The 21,207-nt window shown below is 56.3% G+C and carries 27 protein-coding genes; 16 read left to right on the forward strand and 11 right to left on the reverse strand.

Annotated elements, in window-relative coordinates:
• Positions 1-56 precede the first annotated feature (56 nt).
• The 8 genes from N4A58_RS14580 to mutM all read right to left on the reverse strand — a co-directional run bounded on the left by N4A58_RS14580 (position 57) and on the right by mutM (position 7,423).
• Positions 57-677, reverse strand: coding sequence for a LysE family translocator (locus tag N4A58_RS14580; RefSeq protein WP_293710822.1), 621 nt, complete (start codon positions 675-677; stop codon positions 57-59).
• Complete coding sequence (locus N4A58_RS14585; protein ID WP_293710824.1) at positions 674-1,090, reverse strand: VOC family protein; 417 nt, start codon at positions 1,088-1,090, stop codon at positions 674-676. Before N4A58_RS14585 ends, N4A58_RS14580 begins: the two co-directional genes overlap by 4 nt.
• Positions 1,087-2,190 carry a DNA replication/repair protein RecF gene (recF, locus tag N4A58_RS14590; protein WP_293710826.1) on the reverse strand — a complete coding sequence of 368 codons (1,104 nt, stop codon included), beginning with the start codon at positions 2,188-2,190 and terminating at the stop codon, positions 1,087-1,089. Before recF ends, N4A58_RS14585 begins: the two co-directional genes overlap by 4 nt.
• Before the next feature lie 91 nt (positions 2,191-2,281).
• Positions 2,282-3,400: a DNA polymerase III subunit beta gene (gene dnaN, locus N4A58_RS14595; RefSeq protein WP_293710828.1), complete on the reverse strand. Its 1,119-nt coding sequence runs from the start codon at positions 3,398-3,400 to the stop codon at positions 2,282-2,284.
• A gap of 112 nt (positions 3,401-3,512) precedes the next feature.
• Positions 3,513-4,895, reverse strand: a complete 1,383-nt coding sequence (gene dnaA, locus N4A58_RS14600; protein WP_293710830.1) for a chromosomal replication initiator protein DnaA — start codon at positions 4,893-4,895, stop codon at positions 3,513-3,515.
• A 460-nt stretch (positions 4,896-5,355) separates the two neighbouring features.
• Positions 5,356-5,619 carry a 30S ribosomal protein S20 gene (gene rpsT / locus N4A58_RS14605; protein ID WP_072709104.1) on the reverse strand — a complete coding sequence of 88 codons (264 nt, stop codon included), beginning with the start codon at positions 5,617-5,619 and terminating at the stop codon, positions 5,356-5,358.
• Between the two features lie 112 nt (positions 5,620-5,731).
• Positions 5,732-6,508, reverse strand: a complete 777-nt coding sequence (locus tag N4A58_RS14610) for an enoyl-CoA hydratase (protein WP_293710833.1) — start codon at positions 6,506-6,508, stop codon at positions 5,732-5,734.
• 63 nt (positions 6,509-6,571) lie between these two features.
• Positions 6,572-7,423, reverse strand: coding sequence for a bifunctional DNA-formamidopyrimidine glycosylase/DNA-(apurinic or apyrimidinic site) lyase (gene mutM, locus N4A58_RS14615; RefSeq protein ID WP_293710835.1), 852 nt, complete (start codon positions 7,421-7,423; stop codon positions 6,572-6,574).
• An 87-nt stretch (positions 7,424-7,510) separates the two neighbouring features.
• Between mutM and ubiE the strand changes: the two genes are divergently transcribed.
• Entirely contained in the window at positions 7,511-8,266 is a 756-nt protein-coding gene (gene ubiE, locus N4A58_RS14620; protein WP_072709098.1) for a bifunctional demethylmenaquinone methyltransferase/2-methoxy-6-polyprenyl-1,4-benzoquinol methylase UbiE, read from the forward strand.
• Between the two features lie 3 nt (positions 8,267-8,269).
• The gene (gene ubiB / locus N4A58_RS14625; RefSeq protein ID WP_293710839.1) at positions 8,270-9,802 is read left to right on the forward strand and encodes a 2-polyprenylphenol 6-hydroxylase; all 1,533 of its coding nucleotides are present in this window, start codon (positions 8,270-8,272) and stop codon (positions 9,800-9,802) included.
• Here ubiB and N4A58_RS14630 read toward each other — a convergent pair.
• Positions 9,799-10,455, reverse strand: a complete 657-nt coding sequence (locus tag N4A58_RS14630; RefSeq protein ID WP_293710841.1) for a flagellar hook capping FlgD N-terminal domain-containing protein — start codon at positions 10,453-10,455, stop codon at positions 9,799-9,801. The two genes, ubiB and N4A58_RS14630, sit on opposite strands and share 4 nt — an antisense overlap.
• Positions 10,456-10,458: 3 nt before the next feature.
• Positions 10,459-11,964: a flagellar hook-length control protein FliK gene (locus N4A58_RS14635; protein ID WP_293710843.1), complete on the reverse strand. Its 1,506-nt coding sequence runs from the start codon at positions 11,962-11,964 to the stop codon at positions 10,459-10,461.
• Positions 11,965-12,057: 93 nt separating this feature from the next.
• On the opposite strand from N4A58_RS14635, the gene N4A58_RS14640 reads away from it, so the two are divergent.
• The 6 genes from N4A58_RS14640 to N4A58_RS14665 all read left to right on the forward strand — a co-directional run bounded on the left by N4A58_RS14640 (position 12,058) and on the right by N4A58_RS14665 (position 15,795).
• On the forward strand, positions 12,058-12,330 hold the full coding sequence (locus tag N4A58_RS14640) for a rod-binding protein (protein ID WP_293710845.1): 273 nt from the start codon (positions 12,058-12,060) through the stop codon (positions 12,328-12,330).
• Positions 12,327-12,644: a hypothetical protein gene (locus N4A58_RS14645; protein WP_293710847.1), complete on the forward strand. Its 318-nt coding sequence runs from the start codon at positions 12,327-12,329 to the stop codon at positions 12,642-12,644. Before N4A58_RS14640 ends, N4A58_RS14645 begins: the two co-directional genes overlap by 4 nt.
• A 186-nt stretch (positions 12,645-12,830) precedes the next feature.
• Positions 12,831-14,180 (forward strand): flagellin, encoded by a 1,350-nt coding sequence (locus N4A58_RS14650; protein ID WP_092464186.1) that lies wholly within the window; start codon positions 12,831-12,833, stop codon positions 14,178-14,180.
• Between the two features lie 66 nt (positions 14,181-14,246).
• Positions 14,247-14,612, forward strand: coding sequence for a flagellar biosynthesis regulator FlaF (flaF, locus tag N4A58_RS14655; RefSeq protein ID WP_293710849.1), 366 nt, complete (start codon positions 14,247-14,249; stop codon positions 14,610-14,612).
• On the forward strand, positions 14,609-15,013 hold the full coding sequence (flbT, locus tag N4A58_RS14660) for a flagellar biosynthesis repressor FlbT (RefSeq protein ID WP_072709082.1): 405 nt from the start codon (positions 14,609-14,611) through the stop codon (positions 15,011-15,013). The genes flaF and flbT overlap by 4 nt, the downstream gene beginning before the upstream one ends.
• The gene (locus N4A58_RS14665; RefSeq protein ID WP_293710852.1) at positions 15,010-15,795 is read left to right on the forward strand and encodes a DUF1217 domain-containing protein; all 786 of its coding nucleotides are present in this window, start codon (positions 15,010-15,012) and stop codon (positions 15,793-15,795) included. Before flbT ends, N4A58_RS14665 begins: the two co-directional genes overlap by 4 nt.
• On the opposite strand, the gene N4A58_RS14670 is transcribed toward N4A58_RS14665, so the two are convergent.
• The gene (locus N4A58_RS14670; RefSeq protein ID WP_293710854.1) at positions 15,792-17,105 is read right to left on the reverse strand and encodes a FliI/YscN family ATPase; all 1,314 of its coding nucleotides are present in this window, start codon (positions 17,103-17,105) and stop codon (positions 15,792-15,794) included. The two genes, N4A58_RS14665 and N4A58_RS14670, sit on opposite strands and share 4 nt — an antisense overlap.
• 87 nt (positions 17,106-17,192) lie before the next feature.
• Between N4A58_RS14670 and N4A58_RS14675 the strand changes: the two genes are divergently transcribed.
• Genes N4A58_RS14675 through flgH form a run of 8 tightly spaced genes read left to right on the forward strand, consistent with a single transcriptional unit; the run spans position 17,193 to position 21,204 of the window.
• Positions 17,193-17,558, forward strand: coding sequence for a flagellar basal body protein (locus N4A58_RS14675; RefSeq protein WP_293710856.1), 366 nt, complete (start codon positions 17,193-17,195; stop codon positions 17,556-17,558).
• The gene (gene flgC, locus N4A58_RS14680; RefSeq protein ID WP_293710858.1) at positions 17,558-17,950 is read left to right on the forward strand and encodes a flagellar basal body rod protein FlgC; all 393 of its coding nucleotides are present in this window, start codon (positions 17,558-17,560) and stop codon (positions 17,948-17,950) included. Before N4A58_RS14675 ends, flgC begins: the two co-directional genes overlap by 1 nt.
• A gap of 18 nt (positions 17,951-17,968) precedes the next feature.
• On the forward strand, positions 17,969-18,256 hold the full coding sequence (fliE, locus tag N4A58_RS14685) for a flagellar hook-basal body complex protein FliE (RefSeq protein WP_293710860.1): 288 nt from the start codon (positions 17,969-17,971) through the stop codon (positions 18,254-18,256).
• Positions 18,253-18,525: a flagellar biosynthetic protein FliQ gene (locus N4A58_RS14690; protein WP_092464184.1), complete on the forward strand. Its 273-nt coding sequence runs from the start codon at positions 18,253-18,255 to the stop codon at positions 18,523-18,525. Before fliE ends, N4A58_RS14690 begins: the two co-directional genes overlap by 4 nt.
• A complete protein-coding gene (locus tag N4A58_RS14695; RefSeq protein ID WP_293710862.1) occupies positions 18,525-19,238 on the forward strand; it encodes a flagellar hook-basal body complex protein in 714 nt (237 codons plus the stop codon). The genes N4A58_RS14690 and N4A58_RS14695 overlap by 1 nt, the downstream gene beginning before the upstream one ends.
• A gap of 12 nt (positions 19,239-19,250) precedes the next feature.
• Positions 19,251-20,036: a flagellar basal-body rod protein FlgG gene (gene flgG, locus N4A58_RS14700; RefSeq protein ID WP_293710863.1), complete on the forward strand. Its 786-nt coding sequence runs from the start codon at positions 19,251-19,253 to the stop codon at positions 20,034-20,036.
• On the forward strand, positions 20,036-20,461 hold the full coding sequence (gene flgA / locus N4A58_RS14705) for a flagellar basal body P-ring formation chaperone FlgA (protein WP_293710864.1): 426 nt from the start codon (positions 20,036-20,038) through the stop codon (positions 20,459-20,461). The genes flgG and flgA overlap by 1 nt, the downstream gene beginning before the upstream one ends.
• Positions 20,461-21,204 carry a flagellar basal body L-ring protein FlgH gene (gene flgH, locus N4A58_RS14710; RefSeq protein WP_293710866.1) on the forward strand — a complete coding sequence of 248 codons (744 nt, stop codon included), beginning with the start codon at positions 20,461-20,463 and terminating at the stop codon, positions 21,202-21,204. Before flgA ends, flgH begins: the two co-directional genes overlap by 1 nt.
• The last annotated feature ends 3 nt before the right edge of the window (positions 21,205-21,207 follow it).

Consider the following 21,207-nt stretch of genomic DNA (forward strand, 5'->3'; position numbering starts at 1 on the left):
TCCTAGGTTTTACAAGTTCTTGCGAGCAATGTCACGCAAATGACCAATATATTGCGCTACAGGACAGGAATCACACAGCCAACCAGAATGAGCAGCACACCGGCAATCTGGTTGGTGCGTTTCAGCGCCTCGGGGCTCTGAAGGAGGCGGCGCGCCCGCCCGACGAAGCCCGCCAAGATGAGATTCCCAACGAGCGGCACGCCCGCCGAAATCAAGCAGACCGCCGCGATGTCCAGACCCGTCACATTCGAGAGATCAAAGAAGCCTGGCAGCATTCCCATGTAAAACAGAATGGCTTTTGGATTGCCCATGATCGCCGCCAAACCAGCCACGAAGCCCGCCCAAGCACCGGGGCGTGTCAATCGGCTGTCCGCACTAAGCAAGGTATCCGCCTTGCGGATCAAGCCGACGCCCATAAGGATGAACACAACCGCCGCCACGTAGCGCAGCGCGATCAGCAGACCGTCATAAGTCTGCACCACCCACGCGACCCCCAGAATGGCAAGCAAGGGCCACAGGACGTCCCCGATCACAACCCCCAACGCCAAGGGCCACGCTGCCCCGAATCCGCCTGACAGAGCGCGGGCAACCATCGCAACCCATACAGGTCCGGGCGTCAGAAACAGCACGAACAAAGCACCTGCGTACAAAAGCAGGTCGATACCGGTTAAACTCATGCAAGCTTGCCTTCGTCATCTAGCGCCCAAAACGGGTTCATCGCGTATTCCCAAACGTGACCATCCGGATCGGCCACGGTGCCAGAATACCCGCCCCAAAAGACCTTGACTGGCGGCTTGCACGCGGTTCCACCAGCCGCCAGAGCCGCTTCGTAGGCTGCATCAACCTCTGCTTCTGTCGCAAAGTTCTGGGCCAAGGTCATGGCCCCTGTTCCCAACGACTCAATCGGTCTTCCTAAATCCTCAGCCAGCGCAGCCTTGTCATAAAGCCCGAATTTCATTCCACCCATGTCAAAGAAACAAACGCCTGCCTGCGCCTCTTCCGCAATCCAACCCAATGCCTCGTAGTAGGAGCGCGACCGCGAGAGATCGGCAACAGCAAGGGTCACAAGGGTGATCCGGTTCGCTTTCATGGGAAAAACCTTTCATCAATGTGGCTCACGCCGGCCTCTTCGCCGACCTCGAAATACTGAGCCCGATCTCCAAATTCCGTGAACAATTCAGGCCCTGTTCCAGTCATCCAAGCCTGCGCCCCCAAGGCGCAAACTTCGTCGTACAAAGCCGCACGCCTGTTCGCATCCAAATGCGCTGACACTTCGTCGAGCAAGAGGATAGGCGGCGCACCGAAATCCTGCGCCAAGGCCCGTCCGTTCGCCAAAATCAATGAAATGAGCAGCGCCTTCTGCTCTCCGGTTGAACAGTCCTTGGCTGGCACAGACTTGGCGGCATAGGTACCTTCTAAATCCGTGCGATGCGGCCCAACAAGCGTTCGCCCCGCCATCAAGTCGCGTCCGCGGCTTTCAGCAAAAGCCAACGCCAGATCCTGCGGCGAAACATCTTCAGCCTCGACCAAATCCAGATCAGCCACGGGAAACGCCGTCTCGGCCTCGCGTTGCGCCGCAGAAACACGGGCAAGTGCGAGTCGCCTATTTTCCATCACCTGTGCGCCCGCCTCTGCCATTTGCGCCTCAAGGGCGCCATACCAATACGCGTCGCGCTTCTGATCCTTGAGCAAACGGTTCCGCTGGCGCATAGCCTTCTCGTACACCAGAGACGCTTCGGCATGCGCGGGAAAGAAGCTCATCACCATTCGGTCTAGGAACCGCCGCCGTCCCTCAGCTCCTTCGATCCAAAGACGATCCATAGACGGGACGAGCCACAACACCCGTCCGATCTGCCCCAAAGACAACTGCGTCGCACTCTTGTCATTCAACTTCAGTTGCCGCGCGGCGCCTTTGTCCGACCAGATCTCGATGTCATGATGGTCTGCCCCATGCTCGAGCGCGCCCGTCAACTTCCAGCCAAGTGCTTCGGGCCGCCGCGACATTTCCTCTGCACTTGCGCGGCGCATCCCACGCCCCGGCGAGAACAGCGAAACTGCCTCTAGCACATTTGTTTTCCCTGCCCCGTTCGATCCAAACAGCGCCACCGGTCGCCCATCACAAAATACCTCCGCTCGCCTATGCGAACGAAAATGAGACAACCGCAAATGACTGAGGAATAAGCCCTTCATCCTGGCCCTAAATACCCCCGCCGGAGGCACCGCCGGGCCTTGAGGCCCGGGAAATACAGTGCGAGGCCCCGCAGGGCCTCGCTCATTCAGATCAGACGCGCATCGGCATCACGACATAGATCGCCGAGGTATCATTCCCCTCACGCATCAATGTAGGATCGCCCGATGAGTTGAACATGAAGACTGCATTCTCGCGATCTACCTGACTTGCAATCTCAAGTAGGTATTTGGCGTTAAAACCAATCTCCAATCGCTCGTCCGCATAGGCGACGACCAGCTCTTCCTCCGCCGCACCGCTGTCAGGCGCATTCACAGACAGAACCAGCTTGTCTTCTTCCAAGGCCAGCTTCACAGCTCGCGAACGTTCGCTGCTGACTGTCGCCACACGGTCGACAGCTTTAGCAAAATCACCAGCATCGACCTCCATACGGCGGGTATTCCCCATCGGAATCACGCGTGTGTAGTCAGGGAAGGTGCCATCGATGACTTTTGACGTCAGCGTGATGGTCGGCGTTGCAAAGCGCACCTTGGTCTCGGAAACCGAAACAGTGATTTCGGCCTCGTCATCGTCCAGCAGCTTCCGCAATTCTCCCACGGTTTTTCGCGGGACAATCACGCCGGGCATCGCCTCGGCATCTGCTGGTAGAGGCGCATCGATTCGTGCCAGACGGTGACCATCTGTGGCGACGCAACGCAGAACGCGGCCCTCTTCGCCTTCGGACACGTGCATATACACACCATTCAAGTAGTACCGGGTCTCTTCGGTTGAGATTGCGAATTTCGACTTATCAAACAGGCGCCGCAGTACAGGCGCGGGCGCAGCAAAGGTCGTCTGGTATTCGGACGACGCCATGACCGGAAAGTCTTCTTTGGGCAGCGTCGCGAGCGAGAACATGGAGCGTCCTGCTTCGACCGTCAGGCGCCCTTTGCCTGCATCGTCGGTCAGCGTGACCAACGCACCGTCAGGCAGCTTGCGTACGATTTCGTGCAAAGTCACAGCCGACACAGTGGTCGAGCCAGCTTGTTCTACTTGTGCGGGTGCTTTGTCCACGACCTCGATATCTAGGTCGGTCGCGCGAAAAGAGACGGTGCTCTCAGACGCTTCGATCAGGACGTTTGCGAGGATCGGGATGGTGTTGCGGCGTTCGACAACCGACTGAGCCTGCGCCACTGCTTTGACCAGGACACCACGTTCGATGCTGAATTTCATTCCCTCGCTCCTGTCATTGTCGGGAGCGGTAAGGTACCGTAAATGGCAAACCGCTCAACCCTTTTTTAGATTTCTCCAAGGGTTTGAGCGGCCCGTCAAGGGTTCCTCGCAATTACGCTTCCAATGCGCGGCGCAAAAGCTCCAGATCTTCGGCCATTTGATGGTCTTTGATCTTCAGCTCTTCGATCTTACGAACACCGTGCATGACGGTTGTGTGGTCACGCCCACCAAAGCGGCGCCCGATTTCAGGCAGCGAACGAGTGGTCATCTGTTTGCACAAATACATCGCCACCTGACGCGGACGGGCAAAGCTGCGCACGCGCTTCGGACCGATCATATCGCTGAGGCGGATGTTGAAGTGCTCTGCCACTTTGCGCTGGATCTCTTCGACGGTGATCTTGCGATCGCTCGCCCGCAGCACATCGGCCAAGCAGTCTTGTGTCAGCTCGAGCGTGATTTCTCGGCCCACCAGCGACGCAAAAGCGAACAGACGGGTCAGCGCCCCTTCTAGAACGCGAACGTTGGTTGAAATGCGGTGCGCAAGGAATTCCAGAACACCGGGCGCAATCTGAAGCTCGGGGTACTGCAGTTTGTAGGCATCAACCTTGGACTGCAGAATGCCAAGACGCAGTTCATAGTCAGTTGGGTGCAGGTCGACAACCAGGCCGCATTGCAGACGGCTCTTGATCCGGTCTTCCAGATCCTTGATCTCACCGGGCGCGCGGTCTGCTGAAATGATGATCTGTTTGTTCTGATCCACAAGCGCATTGAACGTGTGGAAAAACTCTTCTTGAGTCGAATCTTTTCCCGCAATGAACTGGACGTCGTCCACCATCAGTACGTCTACTGAGCGGAACAGCTCTTTGAAGTCCATCATCTTGCGGTCACGCAGTGCCTGAACAAAGCGGTACATGAACTGCTCCGCGGACAGATACACCACGTTTAGATGCGGGGATTTCAAGTGTAACTCCCATGCAATCGCGTGCATGAGGTGCGTTTTACCAAGGCCAACACCACCGTACAGGAACAGCGGGTTAAAGCTGACGGGGCCACCTTCGGCAACGCGGCGCGCTGCTGCATGGGCCAACTCGTTCGGCTTGCCGACAACAAAGCGGTCAAAGCTGAAACGCGCATCCAGAGGCGCACCGGGCAGATCCATGTCACCGGGGCGGTCGGCCGATACAGGCGTTTCGACCTTATTCGCAGCCGCTGCAGGCGCCGTACCAACTGCAGCCTGCGCTTTGGCCTGCTGACGCGACGCAACAACGAACTGGATGCGGCGCACTGCAACGCCGGCAGAGTTCATCGAGGACAAAATCGTGTCCGCGTAATTTTGCGTTAAGTAATTGCCCATAAAGTTTGTGGGCACATTAAACGTAGCAATGCCGTCATGCAGGCTCTGGAACTGAAGGGGCTCGATCCAGGCAGTAAAATTGTTCTGTCCCAAAACCTGCCGAAGATCCTGACGGATCTGGCTCCATTGTTCTTGCGTCATTCTTCCCGCTCCAAGTCTTGCCGTCTAACTCGACGATCTCATTTGACACGCACACCACTTGCCTGCGCCTACAGGCAAATCGTTAACAAAACGTCACACCTCTTAACCTGCTACCAACAGACAAAAGGGGACCGTCCCGAGACACACACGTTTCTCGGGCACACTCTTTACATCAGTCGTCATGCTCAGAAGAACAGGGCAAAAGGAAACCGTCAGCACCGACAAAATCGGTGCGGTTTCAACTTTCGCATCTTGTTAGAAGATGCCTACCTCTGTTCCCCCAGGGCGATGTGACTCGCATGGATAACTTACCAACTGGCCTGACAGGGCGGCAACTGATCTTCGCTCTTGACGCTGAGATTCACAAAAAGAATCCCTAGAATCGGTCACAGCGTTGATTTTAAACGAAAAAGGGCATCACCGAAGTGATGCCCTTTTGTCAGTCAGACTTTCTGACTAATTATGCGATCGCTTTGACCCGAGCCGACAGACGCGACATTTTGCGTGCTGCGGTATTCTTGTGCACGAGGCCTTTGGTGACACCGCGCATCAGTTCGGGTTGTGCAGCGCGCAGCGCAGTCAGAGCTGCTTGCTGGTCGCCCGATGCGATGGCCTCTTCGACCTTGCGCAGGTAGGTCCGGATCCGCGAGCGGCGGGCCTTGTTAACGGCAAAGCGCCGTTCGTTCTGGCGGGCGCGCTTTTTGGATTGAGGCGTGTTTGCCATGTTGTCTCGGTCCTGTGCTTAGGATGAATTCGTGTAGGAGCGCTCTATAAGGGGCGACTCGCTTGTGAGTCAACGGGGCATCTGTGGAAAAGTGCCCCGAAGCCCGTTTTTCTTAGCGGTCGCGGAACTGCGGCTCGCGCTTTTCAAGGAAAGCGGACATGCCTTCCTTCTGATCTTCGGTCGCGAAAAGTCCGTTGAACAGGCGGCGCTCAAACTGAATCCCCTCGGCCAACGTTGTTTCGAAGCTGCGGTTAACCGCCTCTTTGGCAGCCAGAACGCTGATCATCGACTTCTCGGCGATCTTGTTGGCGGCGCTCATGGCTTCTTCCTTTAGCTTCTTGGCGGGCACCACACGGCTTACCAGCCCCGAACGCTCTGCCTCTTCAGCGTCCATAAAGCGACCAGTCATGTGCATATCCATCGACTTCGCTTTGCCAACCGCGCGCGTCAGACGCTGAGTCCCGCCAATTCCTGCGATGACGCCAAGGTTAATCTCTGGCTGGCCGAACTTGGCATTATCTCCGGCAATAATGAAATCGCACATCATCGCCAGCTCGCAGCCGCCACCCAGCGCGTAGCCGGATACTGCGGCGATCACAGGTTTGCGGGTCTTGGTGATCTTGTCGCCTTCGGCGCCAAAGAAATCAGACATGTACATATCGACGAAGGACATCTCGGACATTTCCTTGATGTCAGCGCCGGCAGCGAATGCCTTTTCCGAACCGGTGATGACGATGCAGCGCACCTTGTCGTTCTGATCCGCTTCGGCCAGTGCCGTGGCGAGCTCCCCGAGAAGCTGGCTGTTCAGCGCATTCAGCGCTTCGGGCCGGTTCAGGGTGATCAGTGCCACATGATCGTCGATATCGACGATGATCGTTTCAAAGGCCATTAACCTCGTCCCGTGTTACTTCGATCAGACCGATTCCTTAACAGTGTGAGCCGCTCGATCAAGTTATCTTTGACATGTCGGGCAGTAGAAGCTGGACCGCCCCGACTGCACGATTCGACGAACCTCAGCTTGGCACTCTTGGGTTTTGCAGGTCATCCCCTCTCTGCCATAGACGTCAAAATTGTGTTGAAAATAACCCAGTTCGCCGTCTGCTTGCCTGAAATCCCGCAGTGAAGAGCCCCCTGCAGCGATTGCTTCTTCCAGGACTTGGCGGATGATCGGCACCATCGATCTGACGCGACGTTCCGAAATCGCGCCAGCCTGCCGCGCAGGATGAATCCCAGCACGATATAAAGTTTCACAGACGTATATGTTACCCAGACCTGCCACATTCTTTTGGTCGAGCAGGGCAGATTTAATCGGCATTTTCCGTCCCTTGAGACGCGCCATCAAATGATCTTCGGAGAAGGCATTGCCCAAGGGCTCCGGCCCCAGACCCACCAGCCATTTGTGGGAATCGACCTCTGACGTTCGGGCCAAATCCATCGCCCCGAACCGGCGGGCATCGTTGAAAGTGATCCGCGCGCCGCCCACCATATTGAGGACAACGTGATCATGCTTTTCCGGTGCGGGGTGTGGATGCGCGAAGGCCCCTACCTGCGCGCCGGAAATCAGCATGCGCCCCGACATGCCCAGATGAATCAGCAGGGTCTCGCCGCCCTCAAGATCACAAAGGATATATTTCGACCGCCGCCGCAGCCCCACAACGCGCTGGCCTGTCAGCCGCTCCGACATATTTACGGGCAGAGGCCAACGTAAATCAGGACGGTTCACCTGCGCATGTTCAATGATTTTGTCGGTCATCACAGGCTCCAACCCGCGACGGACTGTCTCGACTTCGGGTAATTCGGGCATTGAGTCGCTCCTTCTTGGCAGGGGCTGCATTGTATCGGCCCCGCAGCGCCCTATAAGAAGGGGCAGTAACAAGGACGATCAAGACCCATGAGTACTGAAGACACCCAAGGCACCACCCATTTCGGCTTCCAGACCGTGAACGAAAGCGAAAAGGCAGGACGTGTGCAGGGCGTCTTTAACTCGGTCGCCTCCAAGTACGATATCATGAACGACGTCATGAGTATGGGGATCCACCGCGTCTGGAAGGATGCGATGATGGATTGGCTGGCTCCGCGCCCGAACACTCGTCTGCTGGACGTGGCTGGCGGCACCGGCGACATCTCGTTCCGCTACCTGAAACGGGCGGGCAACGCACACGCCACCGTTCTGGACCTAACCGAACCCATGCTGGTCGAAGGCCGCAAGCGCGCGGACGCCGAAGCGATGTCGGATTCGCTGGACTGGGTCGTCGGCGATGCGATGAAGCTACCGTTCGAAGCGAATACTTTTGACGTCTACACGATCAGCTTTGGCATCCGGAACGTCACCCGCCCCCAAGAGGCGCTGAACGAAGCTTATCGTGTGCTGAAACCTGGTGGACGTTTGATGGTGCTGGAATTCAGCCAGATCCCGAATAATGCGATGCAGTGGGTGTACGACCGCTATTCATTCAACGTCATTCCGCGCATGGGTCAGATGATCGCGAATGACTTTGACAGTTATCAATATCTTGTAGAGTCGATCCGCAAATTCCCAGACCAAGACACATTCCTTGGTATGGTGCGCAAGGCAGGCTTTGGCAACGCAAAGTACCGGAACCTGTCGATGGGCATCGCAGCCCTCCACTCAGGCTGGAAGATCTGATCAATGCGCGGTCCTCATAATATTCTTCGCCTGATCCGAACTGGTGCCACGCTCGAGCGCACGGGTGCGATGGGGCTGATCCTGGACGAGATGAAAGCACCGAACGCGCTGCGTGTGGTGCTCCGGACGCTTGCTTGGCCCTTCCGCTGGCTCGGCGAAGAGGGTGACCCTAATATGCCCCCTGCGCCGCGGGCGTTGAACGCGTTGGGACCCGCCTACATAAAATTTGGCCAGATTTTATCGACTCGCCCAGATGTCGTTGGTGCGGAAGTCGCGATGCAGCTGCGAGTCCTGCAGGACAAGCTGCCCCCCTTCCCCGTCGAAATCGCCAAAAAAATGGTGAACGAGGAACTGGGTCGGCCTGTCGAAGAAGTCTATTCGGAATTTAGTGAGCCACTGGCCGCCGCCTCGATTGCGCAGGTTCACAAAGCGCGTCTGTCCGAAACCGGCGAAGACGTTGCTGTTAAAGTCTTGCGACCAAACGTTGAGAAGGCGTTCCGCCGTGACATTGACGCGTTCTACTTCGCGGCAAAGGTCATCGAATTTTTGTCGCCATCATCGCGCCGTTTGCGCCCGACCGACGTGGTTGCGCACTTTGAAGGCGTGGTCATGGGCGAGCTGGACTTGCGCCTCGAGGCGAGCGCCGCCTCGGAATTTGCCGATAACACCAAGGATGATGCTGGCTTTACACTGCCAGAGGTCAAATGGGGCTATTCCGGCCGCCGCGTGATGACGATGGGATGGGCCGAAGGTATCTCTCTGGCTGACACCGAAGCGCTCGATCTGGCCGGTCACGATCGCACCGAACTTGGTGCGCGCGTGCTGCAACTTTTCCTTAGCCATGCGCTCCGAGACGGCTATTTCCATGCGGACATGCACCACGGGAACCTCAAGGTCGCAGCAAGTGGCGATATCATCGCCTACGACTTCGGAATCATGGGCAACATCGACGAATACACGCGCCGTGTGTACGCCGAAATTTTGTATGGCTTTATCCGCAAGGACTATCGCCGCGTCGCAGAAGTCCACTTCGAAGCGGGCTATGTCCCCGCGGACCGAGAGGTCGAAGAGTTCGCTCGGGCCCTGCGGGCCGTCGGCGAGCCGATCTTCGGCATGGACGCGACCCGAATCTCTATGGCCAAGTTGCTGGCTTATCTGTTCGAGGTCACCGAACGTTTCGGAATGGAAACCCGCACCGAACTGATTCTATTGCAGCGCACCATGGTTGTTGTCGAAGGGGTTGCGCGTTCTCTCGACCCCCATATCAACATTTGGGAAGTCGCCCGCCCCGTTGTCGAAGACTACATAAAGACAAATCTTGGCCCCAAAGCTGCTCTCAGGGATTTTGCCAAAACGGCCAAGGTTCTGGGTCGTTTCGGCCCTCGATTGCCTGGTCTGGTCGAGGCTGCATTGGTCGCTCAAGCGAACCCGAAGCCAATTCCCCAACCCAAGCGACGACTAAAGGATATCGCAATTGGCGGGGCTGTCGGCGCGGCTGCGGTAGCTGCGGCATGGACCGCGACGAACATCCACTAACGAATCGCAGTCACTTCTGATTCGTAGACGGTCTCCCCGTTCTCGAGGATGAGCGCACTATCGGTCCCGTCGGATTGCACTTGCCGGATCACTCCCCACGTGCGAGCTGAAGTCGTGGAGACCAGTTCGCCAGTGGCGTACCCCTCGATTGCGAATGTATACGTGCCTGCGCCTAGTTGCTGTCCGTCATCGGTCGCACCGCTCCAATTGATGACTTCTGGAGCGCCATCTAGCGCCCTTCGTCCTACTTCCACGCCGCTATCGTCCCGAATCACAAGCACGTGCGTGTCTGCGTCGGCCGAATAGTCGGGCGTCAGTTCAATCGTCCCGCCTGTATACTCAGACGCAGCCGCACTTTGTACAGAACGGCCTATCAACTGTGCTTGGCTTGCCAGTCCAGCTTTGCCAAATGCCAACGACAACTCATTCAGATAGTCGTTTGTCTGAACCTGCTGTTCGACTTGAGAGAACGTCGCCAGCTGGACCGCGAAATCTGTCGATTCAACCGGATTTAGCGGGTCCTGATTCTGCATCTGGACCGTCATCATTTTCAGGAATGTCTCAAAATCCGAGGACAGTGCACTGGCGCCTTTGGATGTTTGAGCCATCGTTGTTTGTACTGAGGCAGTGCTAGAAACATCGGTCACAGACATAGATCAGACCCTTATATCAAGATTTCCCGAGACGATCTCGGAATTCATTAGGCGATTCGCGTGAGTAGCAGCGTCCGACATATCGTCGCCAAAAGCTTTGGACCGTGATTTCCGCGCTGGTTGTTGCGGGTTTTGTCCTTCGCGCGTGCTCTGGCCAAAAGATCCACCCTCGAAACGGAAGCGCGGGACAATATCTCCCTGCGGTTTCAGGTCCGAAGACAAGTGTTCGAGGTGCCGCTTGATTTGCTCGACCGTCTCGGGCTTCTCAGCCTCCACGATGACGGTCATTCCCTGCTGGTCTTGCTTGAAAGTCAGCTTCATCCGGCCAAGATCAAGCGGCTGAAGCTCGACCTCAATTTTCCCGTCCATACCTGTCTTCGCAGCTACCCGAACCATTTCTTCGACTTGCGGCAGTGTCAGAACGATTCTGGTTGCCGATACGCTCTGTGTGGCCACAAAACTTCTTGAGACGCTCAGCGGCGTCTCAAATGCGGATAGCGGCTGTATCCGATTCTCTTCCGCCAGCTGTGTTTCCGGAGCCTCAGCAATAAATATGTCATCCGCACGCTTGGGTGCGGACTTGTTCAACGCGACAATATCCTCTTTTGGCGCGTGCTCTGGCACCATTTCAGAAGTCGGCAGGCTAAAATCTGATGCAATCTTCTGCGCAAACTCATCGTTCGTACCCACCTGCAACTCAGTCTTTTGCACTTGGCTATTTGCGATGATCTGGTTGAAAAGGATATTCTTCGCTGTTGTTTCAGACACGGCGTTCCGAGGCATATTCAAGCCATCATGCCGTAGTGGGCTTTCTCCTATGGCCTCTGCCAAAATTGGAGCCTCTTTACCGACTTGTCTGGTCAGAGCGGCTTCTGCCGCGGAAATGTCACGAAGAGCCGAGCTCGGAGATTTTGACTCAATCGCTCGTGCCAAAGGAAGCTCATTTACAGGCACGGTCCAAGCCTCAGGTACCTCTTGAACCTCGGTTCCACGTGAAACCAAGCTGCTTGAATGCCGCTCAACCGAACTCTCTGAAATCAGCGGGCTCGTGTCTTTGGGAGTGTCAGCTTGGTGATGCCTGTTTGAATCGAGATCATCAAAGGATTGCTCACAGACCTCTCCCTTTTTCTCTTCTGCCTGATCACTCTTTTCAGGGGTATCGACATCCGAAAGTCCGATCACATCGACGCTGTTGGCAGGAAATCCGGATTCAGCTTCTACTACCGCTGATTTACTCAGTTCATCTGCCCCGAGCACAACCAGTTCGCATGAACCAAAAGCTTCGGTTTTATCGGCAATGTCCTCGAATCTTTGAGCATCTAACGCCGTCTTGGACTCGTTCGAGCTAATCGTATCAGACGCTAGTTCGGCCGTGGCAGGGACTACGGCAGGGTTTCCATCACGGCGAAGGATGTCTTCAAACGAAATCTCGCCACTACTTTTCTCGGCGGCGCCCGCAGAGGTGCACAGCGAATCAAGCAAAGCAATCTGAACCAGAGGTGGAATCATTTCGGCCTCCTAAACCAGGCTCATTGCCTAAAGAGCCAAGGTTACGACTTCTTTACCGACACTTCGCATTCTCTCTGAAAATATGAGGGAAACATGATCCAGATAACTTCAAACACGACCCTGCCCGCTGCACGCCTCAACGAATTGAGAGAGACCGCGCAACAACTAGAGACCACTTTTACGACGGAGATGCTCAAAGCTGCGGGCCTCGGGAAATCTGTAGGCGGCCTAAATGGCGGTATCGGTGAAGAGCAATTTTCGAGCTTCCGCCTCGAACAGCATGCCGCTGCGCTGGTTCAAGCAGGGGGTTTTGGTCTGACCGAGGCACTGTTTCAGTCGCTGGTGCGATCGGAGGCCCAGACATGAGTTCTGCCGAAACAATTTTGCTCGGTGTGAAAAACGCTCTTATCTCTGGCAATTTTTATGAACTGAGCGAGATGCAAAATGATCTCGACTCGCTCGTTGGACTGCTTTCGGACACAGATCCATCTGAACTGCCGCGCATTCAGACTTTGGCGCAGCAGACAGCGAAGCTTCTGCAATCCGCGCAGCTGGGGATTCGAGAGGCGCGAAGCCTCTACGAAGACATCCAACATCCGGGCTCTCGCATCGTCGTATACCGTGCGGACGGGCAGAGACGCGACCTGTTGATCGGTGGACGCACTACAATTCGTGCCTGATTTTAATAAAGCTCTAGGCACATCAATGTTGGCCTTCATCGCTTGTTAGGAGTTGCCAGCCAGTACTGTAGAGGCATCGCAAGATGGCGCGGCGTAACTGCCGCAACTGTCAGAAAGACATGGAAAATGCCCGCTTTGGGCGCATCGTCAAAGGCGTCAAAACGCCATTAGTTTTTAGGGAAAAACATGTCCAGCATCCTGACCAATACCAGTGCAACCGTTGCCCTCCAGACCCTCAAGTCGATCAACAGCGACCTCAACAAAGTTCAGAGCGAAATCTCGACCGGTATGTCGGTTTCCTCGGCAAAAGATAACGCATCAGTCTTTGCCATTTCGAAAGTAATGGAAGCAGATGTCGCCGGCTTCGAAGCTGTCTCTGAGTCGCTTTCGCTTGGCCAGTCCACCGTCGCGGTCGCTGCAAGTGCCGCAGAAGAAGTTGGTGAACTGCTGAACGAAGTGAAAACCAAGATCGTCTCGGCAAACGAAGACAACGTGGACCGCAACAAGCTGAATACCGAGGTTCAGTCGCTGGTAGAGCAAATCACCGGCATCGTCGACTCGGCACAGTTCAACGGCCTGAACATTCTTGATGGTAGCAAAGACGGCAATAGCGGCTTTAGCGTTCTGTCCTCTCTGAACCGTAGCGCAGATGGATCGGTGAAAACCGGTAGCATCAGTTTCGATCCATCGCTGACCAACCTGTCGACCAAAAGCGGTACCGATCTGACCGCAGGCACCAACCCCGCGACCAACCTGACCACCCCGGTATCCTACGCGACCGCCGATATTGGTCCGGATCAGACCACCATTGCAACAATCGCAGGTGCGAACGGGTTTGGTCTGTCGCAGGCTTCGGGGGCTTCCGCCCAATTCGTGATCGGTGACTTCGAACTGCTGACCTCGGCAGGGGCCGTTGGCGGTGGCGTCGCCCTTGCCGCCAGCGACGTTGACCTGAGCGCAGCGACCGCAGATGACGGTCTAGTAGCTGGCGACAAAGTCTCGCTCACTCTTGGCAACACGGCAGCAACCTACACCATTGGCGTCGGTGACCGGACCGAGGATATCGCGTCCGGCCTGCGTTCTGCTCTGATTGAAGCTGGCCTCGACCAGTCTGAGTTCACGCTGGACACCAACGACAGCACTGGCTCGCTGACCATCGACAACAATACCGAGCAGACTGTGAACGGCTACTTCCAGATCAGCCGCGCATCGGGTGGCCTCGCAGGCCTAGATACGCTTGATGTATCGACTGCCACAGGTGCTTCGTCTGCACTGTCGCGGATCGAGAGCTACATTCAGACTGCCGTCGACTCGCAGGCGCAGCTGGGTACCACCGAAAAGCGTCTCGAAATCCAGAGCAACTTCATGTCGAAGCTCGTTGACAGCTTTAACAACGGCATCGGCTCGCTCGTAGATGCGGACATGGAAGAAGCCTCTGCGCGCCTGAAAGCTCTGCAAACCCAGCAGCAGCTTGGTGTTCAGGCTCTGTCGATCGCCAACCAGGCACCGTCGACCCTGATGACGCTGTTCCGCTAATAGCACTTCGGCACGGGGGAGAGTCCTCCGTGCCACTTTTTCTCCCACAAAATCGAGGATCATGCTGTGCTGGCTGAAAGAGCGCGCCAAGGATATGGTGCGATGGATCGTGGCGTCCATTCCCCCCGCGAAATTGAATACAAAGCATTTGCCAAGGTGACCCGAGCGCTAAAGCTCTCGGCCGATGATACGGCATCAAACATTGGCAAACGCGCCAAAGCATTACACGATAATCGACAGCTCTGGACCATTCTGGCAACTGATCTCGCCAGTGTCGGAAACAAACTAAGTGAAACTTTGCGGGCCGATCTGCTGTCGCTGGCGGCCTACTCGATCAGTCAAAGCAGCCGCGCCATCAAAGATCCCGCGCTCTTGCCTGGCCTCATCGAAATCAACACCAACATGATGCGTGGATTAGGAACAAAACAATGAGCGGCCTGATCCTGAAGTTACAACCCCGCGAGCGAGTGCTCATAAATGGCACGATCATCGAAAATGGCGACCGCAGAGCGCGCTTCAACATTTTGACCGCAGATGCCAAAGTGCTGCGCATGAAGGATGCTTTGCATCCCAACGAGGTAAATTCACCCGTGCGCCGCGTTGCTTACATCGCCCAACTTGCGATCATCGGGGATGCTGATCCCAAAGACGCCAAGCGGCAGCTCCTGAATGGCATTGAAAGCTTAAGCCAAATTCTGACCGACCACGACAGCCGCGTTCATTTGAACAAAGCGACCGAAGCTGTCATCGGGGACCACTTCTACAACTGCATGAAGGCCCTGCGCCAGCTTCTTCCCCGAGAGGACCGCCTTCTGGCGTATGATGGCTCATGACCATCTCGGCACTCGTGCCTATGGATGGTTTGGCAGGATACAGGTTCTTGCAGCGTACCAGAGAGCAGCAAGAAGACATGATCGCCCAGAGTCCCGTATCTCAGCGGTTGGAGGAGACTTTTCGGGATAGGATCGGCAGCATTACAACCGCAGCTCAGCTGGTGAACGAACGCGAACTCCTCGAAGTATCGCTGGCAGCCTTTGGCCTATCCTCGGACATCGATTCCAAATATTTCATCCAGAAAGTGCTGGAAGAGGGCACGACCGATCGATCGGCTTTGGCCAACAAGCTTTCGGATCAGCGTTATCTGGACTTTTCAAAAGCATTCGGTTTCGGCGATCGTGTCACCCCACGGACACAACTATCCACGTTTGCAGATGAAATTCTAACAGAGTTCAAAAGCAGCAGCTTTGAGACATCAGTCGGAGACCAGGACGAAACCCTGCGTATCGCCCTGAACGCTGACCGGCTCTTGGCCGAAGTCGCCGCCGAAGAGTCTACTGACCGCGCAAAATGGCTCGGCGTGCTCGGGAATGAACCTCTTTTACAGCTCGTCCAAGGCGCCTTGGGGCTGCCAGATAGTGTCTCGCAGCTTGCGCTTGATCGCCAAATCGAGATTTACGACGAGAAGTTGCAACGTCAGATGGGGTTCGAAATCAGTGACCTGACAAATGACGAGAACAGAGATTCGTTAATCGAGCGATACTTGTTGCGGAGCTCTATCAACACAACTGACAGTTCTTCGCCGGGTGCCATGGCCCTCACGTTGCTTAGCAGTTAACGGGCCCCAGACAATATATCCGCAAGCAGGCGAAATGCCCCCTCGGGACCCAGCGCATTCCGCTCGGAGATAAATCCATCCAGCCGCGGCCAAAGATGGATGGCGCGATCGAGCGAAGGATCAGCGCCCGGGCTGTGGAGACCGGCGCGGATCATCGGCTCTGCGCGCTCATACAAACCGATCGTCGCGCGCATCTCCGAAATCATGTGGTTTTCTATGAGGCTCGCGGCGGACGGCAAGCTACGAGAGACCGATTTCAGCACGTCTACGGCCGGATATCGTCCCCTTTCAGCGATCTTGCGTTCCAATATGATGTGACCATCCAATGTTCCTCGTACAAGATCCGCGATAGGCTCTTCCATATCGCTTCCTGCGACCAAGACCGTCATCAGCGCAGTAATATCGCCAGCATCTCCAGCACCAGGTCCAGCCCGTTCGGCCAAACGCATCAAGGCAGGCGTCATACTTGCGGGATATCCCCTCAGCGAAGGAGACTCGCCACCCGCGACGGCTATCTCCCGATAAGCCTCGGCGAAACGCGTGACCGAGTCGGCCAACAACAAAACTTGCTTTCCTTGATCACGAAAGAACTCGGAAACACACAGCGCAGCCGGTAAACATCCCAAACGCAGGAGCGGCGATTGATCCGATGTGGCGGCAATAACAACACTGTGCCGCAGGACCTCTTCGCCCAGAATATCGTCCACAAAGGCACCAAGTTCTCGCCCCCGCTCGCCAATCAGAGCGATGACGCGGACGTCTGCATCAACCCCTGTCGCCATTTGCCCAAGAAGGTGAGACTTCCCGACGCCAGACCCAGCAAAGATCCCCATTCTTTGTCCACGTACCAACGGCAGCACAGTATCAAAGACATTCAAACCAGTTGCCATACGTCGGCCCAAACCGCGCCGACGAGCCGCCGGAGGGGGCGACTGATCCAAGCTCATTGGATTGGGGCCGCTTACCAAGGGGCGTCCGTCCAGTGGCCGCCCCCATGGATCGATAATCCGGCCCAGCCAGCTCTGATCCGGCGCTATTCGGCGCCCTCCGCGAAATTCCACCGAATCGCCGATCGCGCAGCCGGTAGGGGACCTTTCGGGCAGAGCTATGAGTGTATTTTCCTCTAACCCTATGACCTCTGCTTCAAACCGATGATCATTTGTCTCCAGTCCCAACACGTCCCCCAAACAGGCACGGTGGGTTAAACCTGAGACTTCCAAAACGCCTGCTTTTATTGATGTTATGCGACCGGATTCCTTGAGCGCGCGCAATGCGCTGATCTGGTGTCCAAGATTTGCTAGGTTTGTCATCGAAAATCCCCGAACAGGTTTATGCAAACCGTTTCTAAAGGAATCGCAGTTAACCCTTGATTGAAGCTAATCGAGGGAGAAGCCCCGATGTTCGAAAATATCGGCATTTTCAAAGTGGCGACGGGCATGATGTCCCATGCCTCTGCGAGACAGAACGTGACAGCAACCAACATCTCGAACGCAGAGACGCCGGGATATACCGCGCAGAAAGTGCGCGATTTTGATCTGGAAACGCCGCGCGCACCGATGGCGATGCACGCGTCCAGAGGCGGCCACTTGGACGCCTTTGCCACTACAAACGCCAACGGGTTTGATCGGTTCGACACAGATCAGCCCGTCGACCTTGAGAACGAACTCCTCTCAGCCGCCAAGACACAGAGCGATCACCAAAGAGCGGTCAGCGTCTATCGCTCGACCCTTAGCATTCTGCGAACCAGCCTAGGGAAAATGTGATGACCGATCTTTCACAATCTCTAACCATCTCCTCTGATGGCCTGCGTCTGCAGAGTCAGCGGTTACGGCATGTATCCGAAAACGTCGCGAATGCGGATACGCCAGGCTATCAGCGCAAATTACTATCTGTGAAAACGACGCCCTTCTCCCTGTCCGACACCCAAGGACCGCAGGCGGGTCGCGTTATTCTGGACCAGACACCGGTTCAAGAAATTTACGATCCCGCACATCCCTTGGCCGATGCCTCGGGACATTACCGAGGGTCGAACGTGGATCTCGTGATCGAAATCGCAGATGCCCGCGCGGCGCAGCGCGCCTACGAGGCCAACCTAAAAATGTTCCAACAAGCCAGAGAGATGTCGGGCAGTCTGCTCGAGCTTCTGCGCAAGTAATCCAGAAGGATCAAAAAAATGGATATCTCCAGCGTTTTTGCCACCCAGAAATTCTCTGCGGCCAAGGAAATCCTAACCCCTGTCGCCGAGCCTGAGGTGCCCAAAGAGGCACTCAGCAAGGTTCAGAGTTTCGCAGACGCCCTGAAAGCCACCGAAGAAACTGCCGTCAGCGCGATGGCAGGCCAGACCGACACGGCAGCATTAGTGCAGGCAATTGCTCAAACCGAGCTCGCGGTCGAAACCGTCGTCACTGTGCGGGACAAGGTCGTTCAGGCCTACCAAGAAATCCTACGCATGCCGATCTGATGTCAGAAACGGTCATCTTTGATCTGATGCGCGTCGGGCTTTGGACAGCGGTGCAAGTCTCGCTGCCTATTTTGGCGGTCGCGCTGATCACAGGTCTGGTCATCGGCCTTCTACAGGCGTTGACCTCAATTCAAGAGATGACCCTCACCTTTGTGCCGAAACTCTTGGCCATCGTGATCACCTTCTGGATGAGCATGGATTTCATGACCGGCAGTCTCGTCGGTTTCTTCCAGAACGAAATCATACCGATTGTTGCGAGGTACCATTAATGGATCCGTCATCCCTTGCCCCATTGTCGCGGCAGCGCGGTTTGCTGCACGAAATGTCCGTGATCGCACAGAATATCGCGAATGCCCAAACCACAGGTTACCGCGAGCAAGGCGTTCTGTTCTCGGAATACCTAGCCCCAGAGGCAGCTCAGGACGGCGTTTCGATGACCCAAGCCCACGGGCGACTCGTCTCGAATGTTCAGGGCGCTCTACACGAAACAGGCGGACAATTCGATCTCGCGATCGATGGCCAAGGCTATTTTCAAGTCGACGACGGCGGCACAGCGCGCCTCACAAGGGCGGGACATTTCGTTCCAGACGCGGTTGGTACCCTGCGTACACCAGATGGCTATGCGTTGATGGATTTGGGTGGCATGCCCGTCCAAGTCCCCCCTGACGCGCAAGAGATCGCGATTGCTCCGGATGGGACAGTCTCTGCAGACGGACAACCCCTGGCGCAGATCGGTATTGTGAGCCCCGAAAATCCAAGCAATCTGACCCGCAGCGCGGGAGCAGTTTTTGCCGCACCCGATGGATTGATCCCCGCAGCCGACGGCATGCTGCGCCAAGGATATCTGGAATCCTCTAACGTCGACCCGATCAAACAGATGGCCCGCATGGTCGAGGTGCAGCGCGCCTATGAGATGGGCCAAAGCTTTTTGCAGTCCGAGGATGAACGCCTTCGGAACGCCATCGATACCCTCACCCGATAACGGAGCCCCAATATGCGAGCCTTAACCATCGCCGCCACAGGCATGAGCGCCCAACAGACCCGAGTCGAGGTGATTTCTAACAACCTCGCGAACATGAGCACCACTGGGTACAACGCCCGCCGTGCCGAGTTTTCTGACCTCCATTACCAGCAGGTGACACGGGCGGGCAGTATCAGTGCCAGCGACGGCAGCGTGGTGCCCACCGGCATCCAGCTTGGCCTCGGCGTGCGCCCCTCTGCGGTTTCGGTGAACTTGTCCCAAGGCGCCCTGACCGCAACAGGCGGTGATCTCGACCTAGCGATTGAGGGGGCGGGCTACTTCGAAGTCTCCCTGCCTTCAGGAGAGTCAGCCTACACTCGTGATGGCGCGCTGAAACGTTCCGCAGATGGTCTCTTGGTCACGTCAGACGGTCATGCGTTGAACCCCGATATCATGATCCCTGTCGACGCCCAAAGCGTCCACATCAATGCAGATGGGGAGGTGTACGGCTATTTTGCAGACAGCGCCGAAGGGCAGATTTTGGGGCAGATCGCTTTGTCGAACTTCTCGAACCCCCGCGGGCTAGAAGCGCTGGGGTCTAACCTGTTCCGCGAGACCGAAGCTTCTGGCGCCCCCTATAACGCGGACCCCGGCGAAGAGGGGCTTGGCACCCTGCGCCAAGGGTACCTAGAGGACAGTTCCGTCGATCCGGTTCGCGAGATCACAGCACTAATCGAGGCGCAGCGGGGCTATGAGCTGAATTCCAAGGTGATCTCGGCCGCCGACCAGATGCTTGGCGCGACCACGCAGGTTCGGTGATGCGAGCCTTGATTTTCGTGCTTTGTCTCTGCGCAGGATCGCAGGCGCAAGCAGAAACGCTGGTGGCCAGTCGCACCTTGCCCGCGCGGACGATCATCACGGAAACGGATATTACTATCGCAGCTGGAGACACAGCCGGCGCAGCAACTGCGATCACAGATGTTCTGGGTAAGGAAACACGCGCCACAATATATAGCGGTCGGCCCCTGTTTCTCTCGGCTCTGTCCGAGCCAGCTTTGATCGAACGCAACCAATTCGCGACGCTCGTGTACGAATTGGGCGCCCTGACAATTTCTGCCGAAGGTCGCGCAATGGAACGTGGCCCAGCTGGCGCGTTGGTCCGCGTGATGAACCTGTCGTCGCGCACGATCGTCCAAGGCACAGTGCAGCCGGACGCCACAATATCAGTATCTGGTAGTAGATAATGAAATCGTATCCCGTATTTAGCTTTGCTTTAGTCGTCACACTCACACTCGCTGGCTGCAACAGGCTGGATCACGTGGGACGCGCGCCGACGTTTTCCCCCGTTGAAACCGAGAATGCCGAGCATTCAGCGATGCTAAGCCCTGGTATCCCGCTTTATACGGCGGCGCCGGGAATGGTCGGCGACCAAGCCTCTTTGTGGGACGCAGGGCAAAAGTCACTGCTTGGGGACCGACGTGCTGAAAAACGCGGGGATATCATGACCGTCGTGATCGAAATCGACGACAAGGCAGAGATTTCGAATACGACCCAACGGTCCAGAGACGGGTCCGAAAGCCTGTCCGTGCCGTCGCTGTTTGGCCTACCCCAACGCATCCAATCGAGCCTGCCCGAGGGCGCGAGCCTAGCTGATGCGGTCTCGCTCAATTCCTCTGGCGAGAGTGCCGGTAAAGGGTCGGTCCGTCGGAACGAAAAACTTACCCTGCGGATTGCTGCTACAGTCACCAACGTAATGCCAAACGGTGTTCTGGTCATAGAAGGGCAGCAAGAAGTCCGGGTGAATTTCGAACTCCGCGAGCTTCTTGTCGAAGGTTTTGTCCGCCCCGAGGACATTTCGCGGGGGAACGAAATCACCTACGACAAGATCGCTTCTGCACGCATCTCTTACGGCGGGCGCGGCCAAATTACCGACGTACAGCAGCCCCGCTATGGCCAGCAAATCACAGACATTATTCTGCCGTTCTGAGGT

Source organism: Donghicola sp., assembly GCF_025210255.1.
GTDB lineage: Bacteria > Pseudomonadota > Alphaproteobacteria > Rhodobacterales > Rhodobacteraceae > Donghicola > Donghicola eburneus.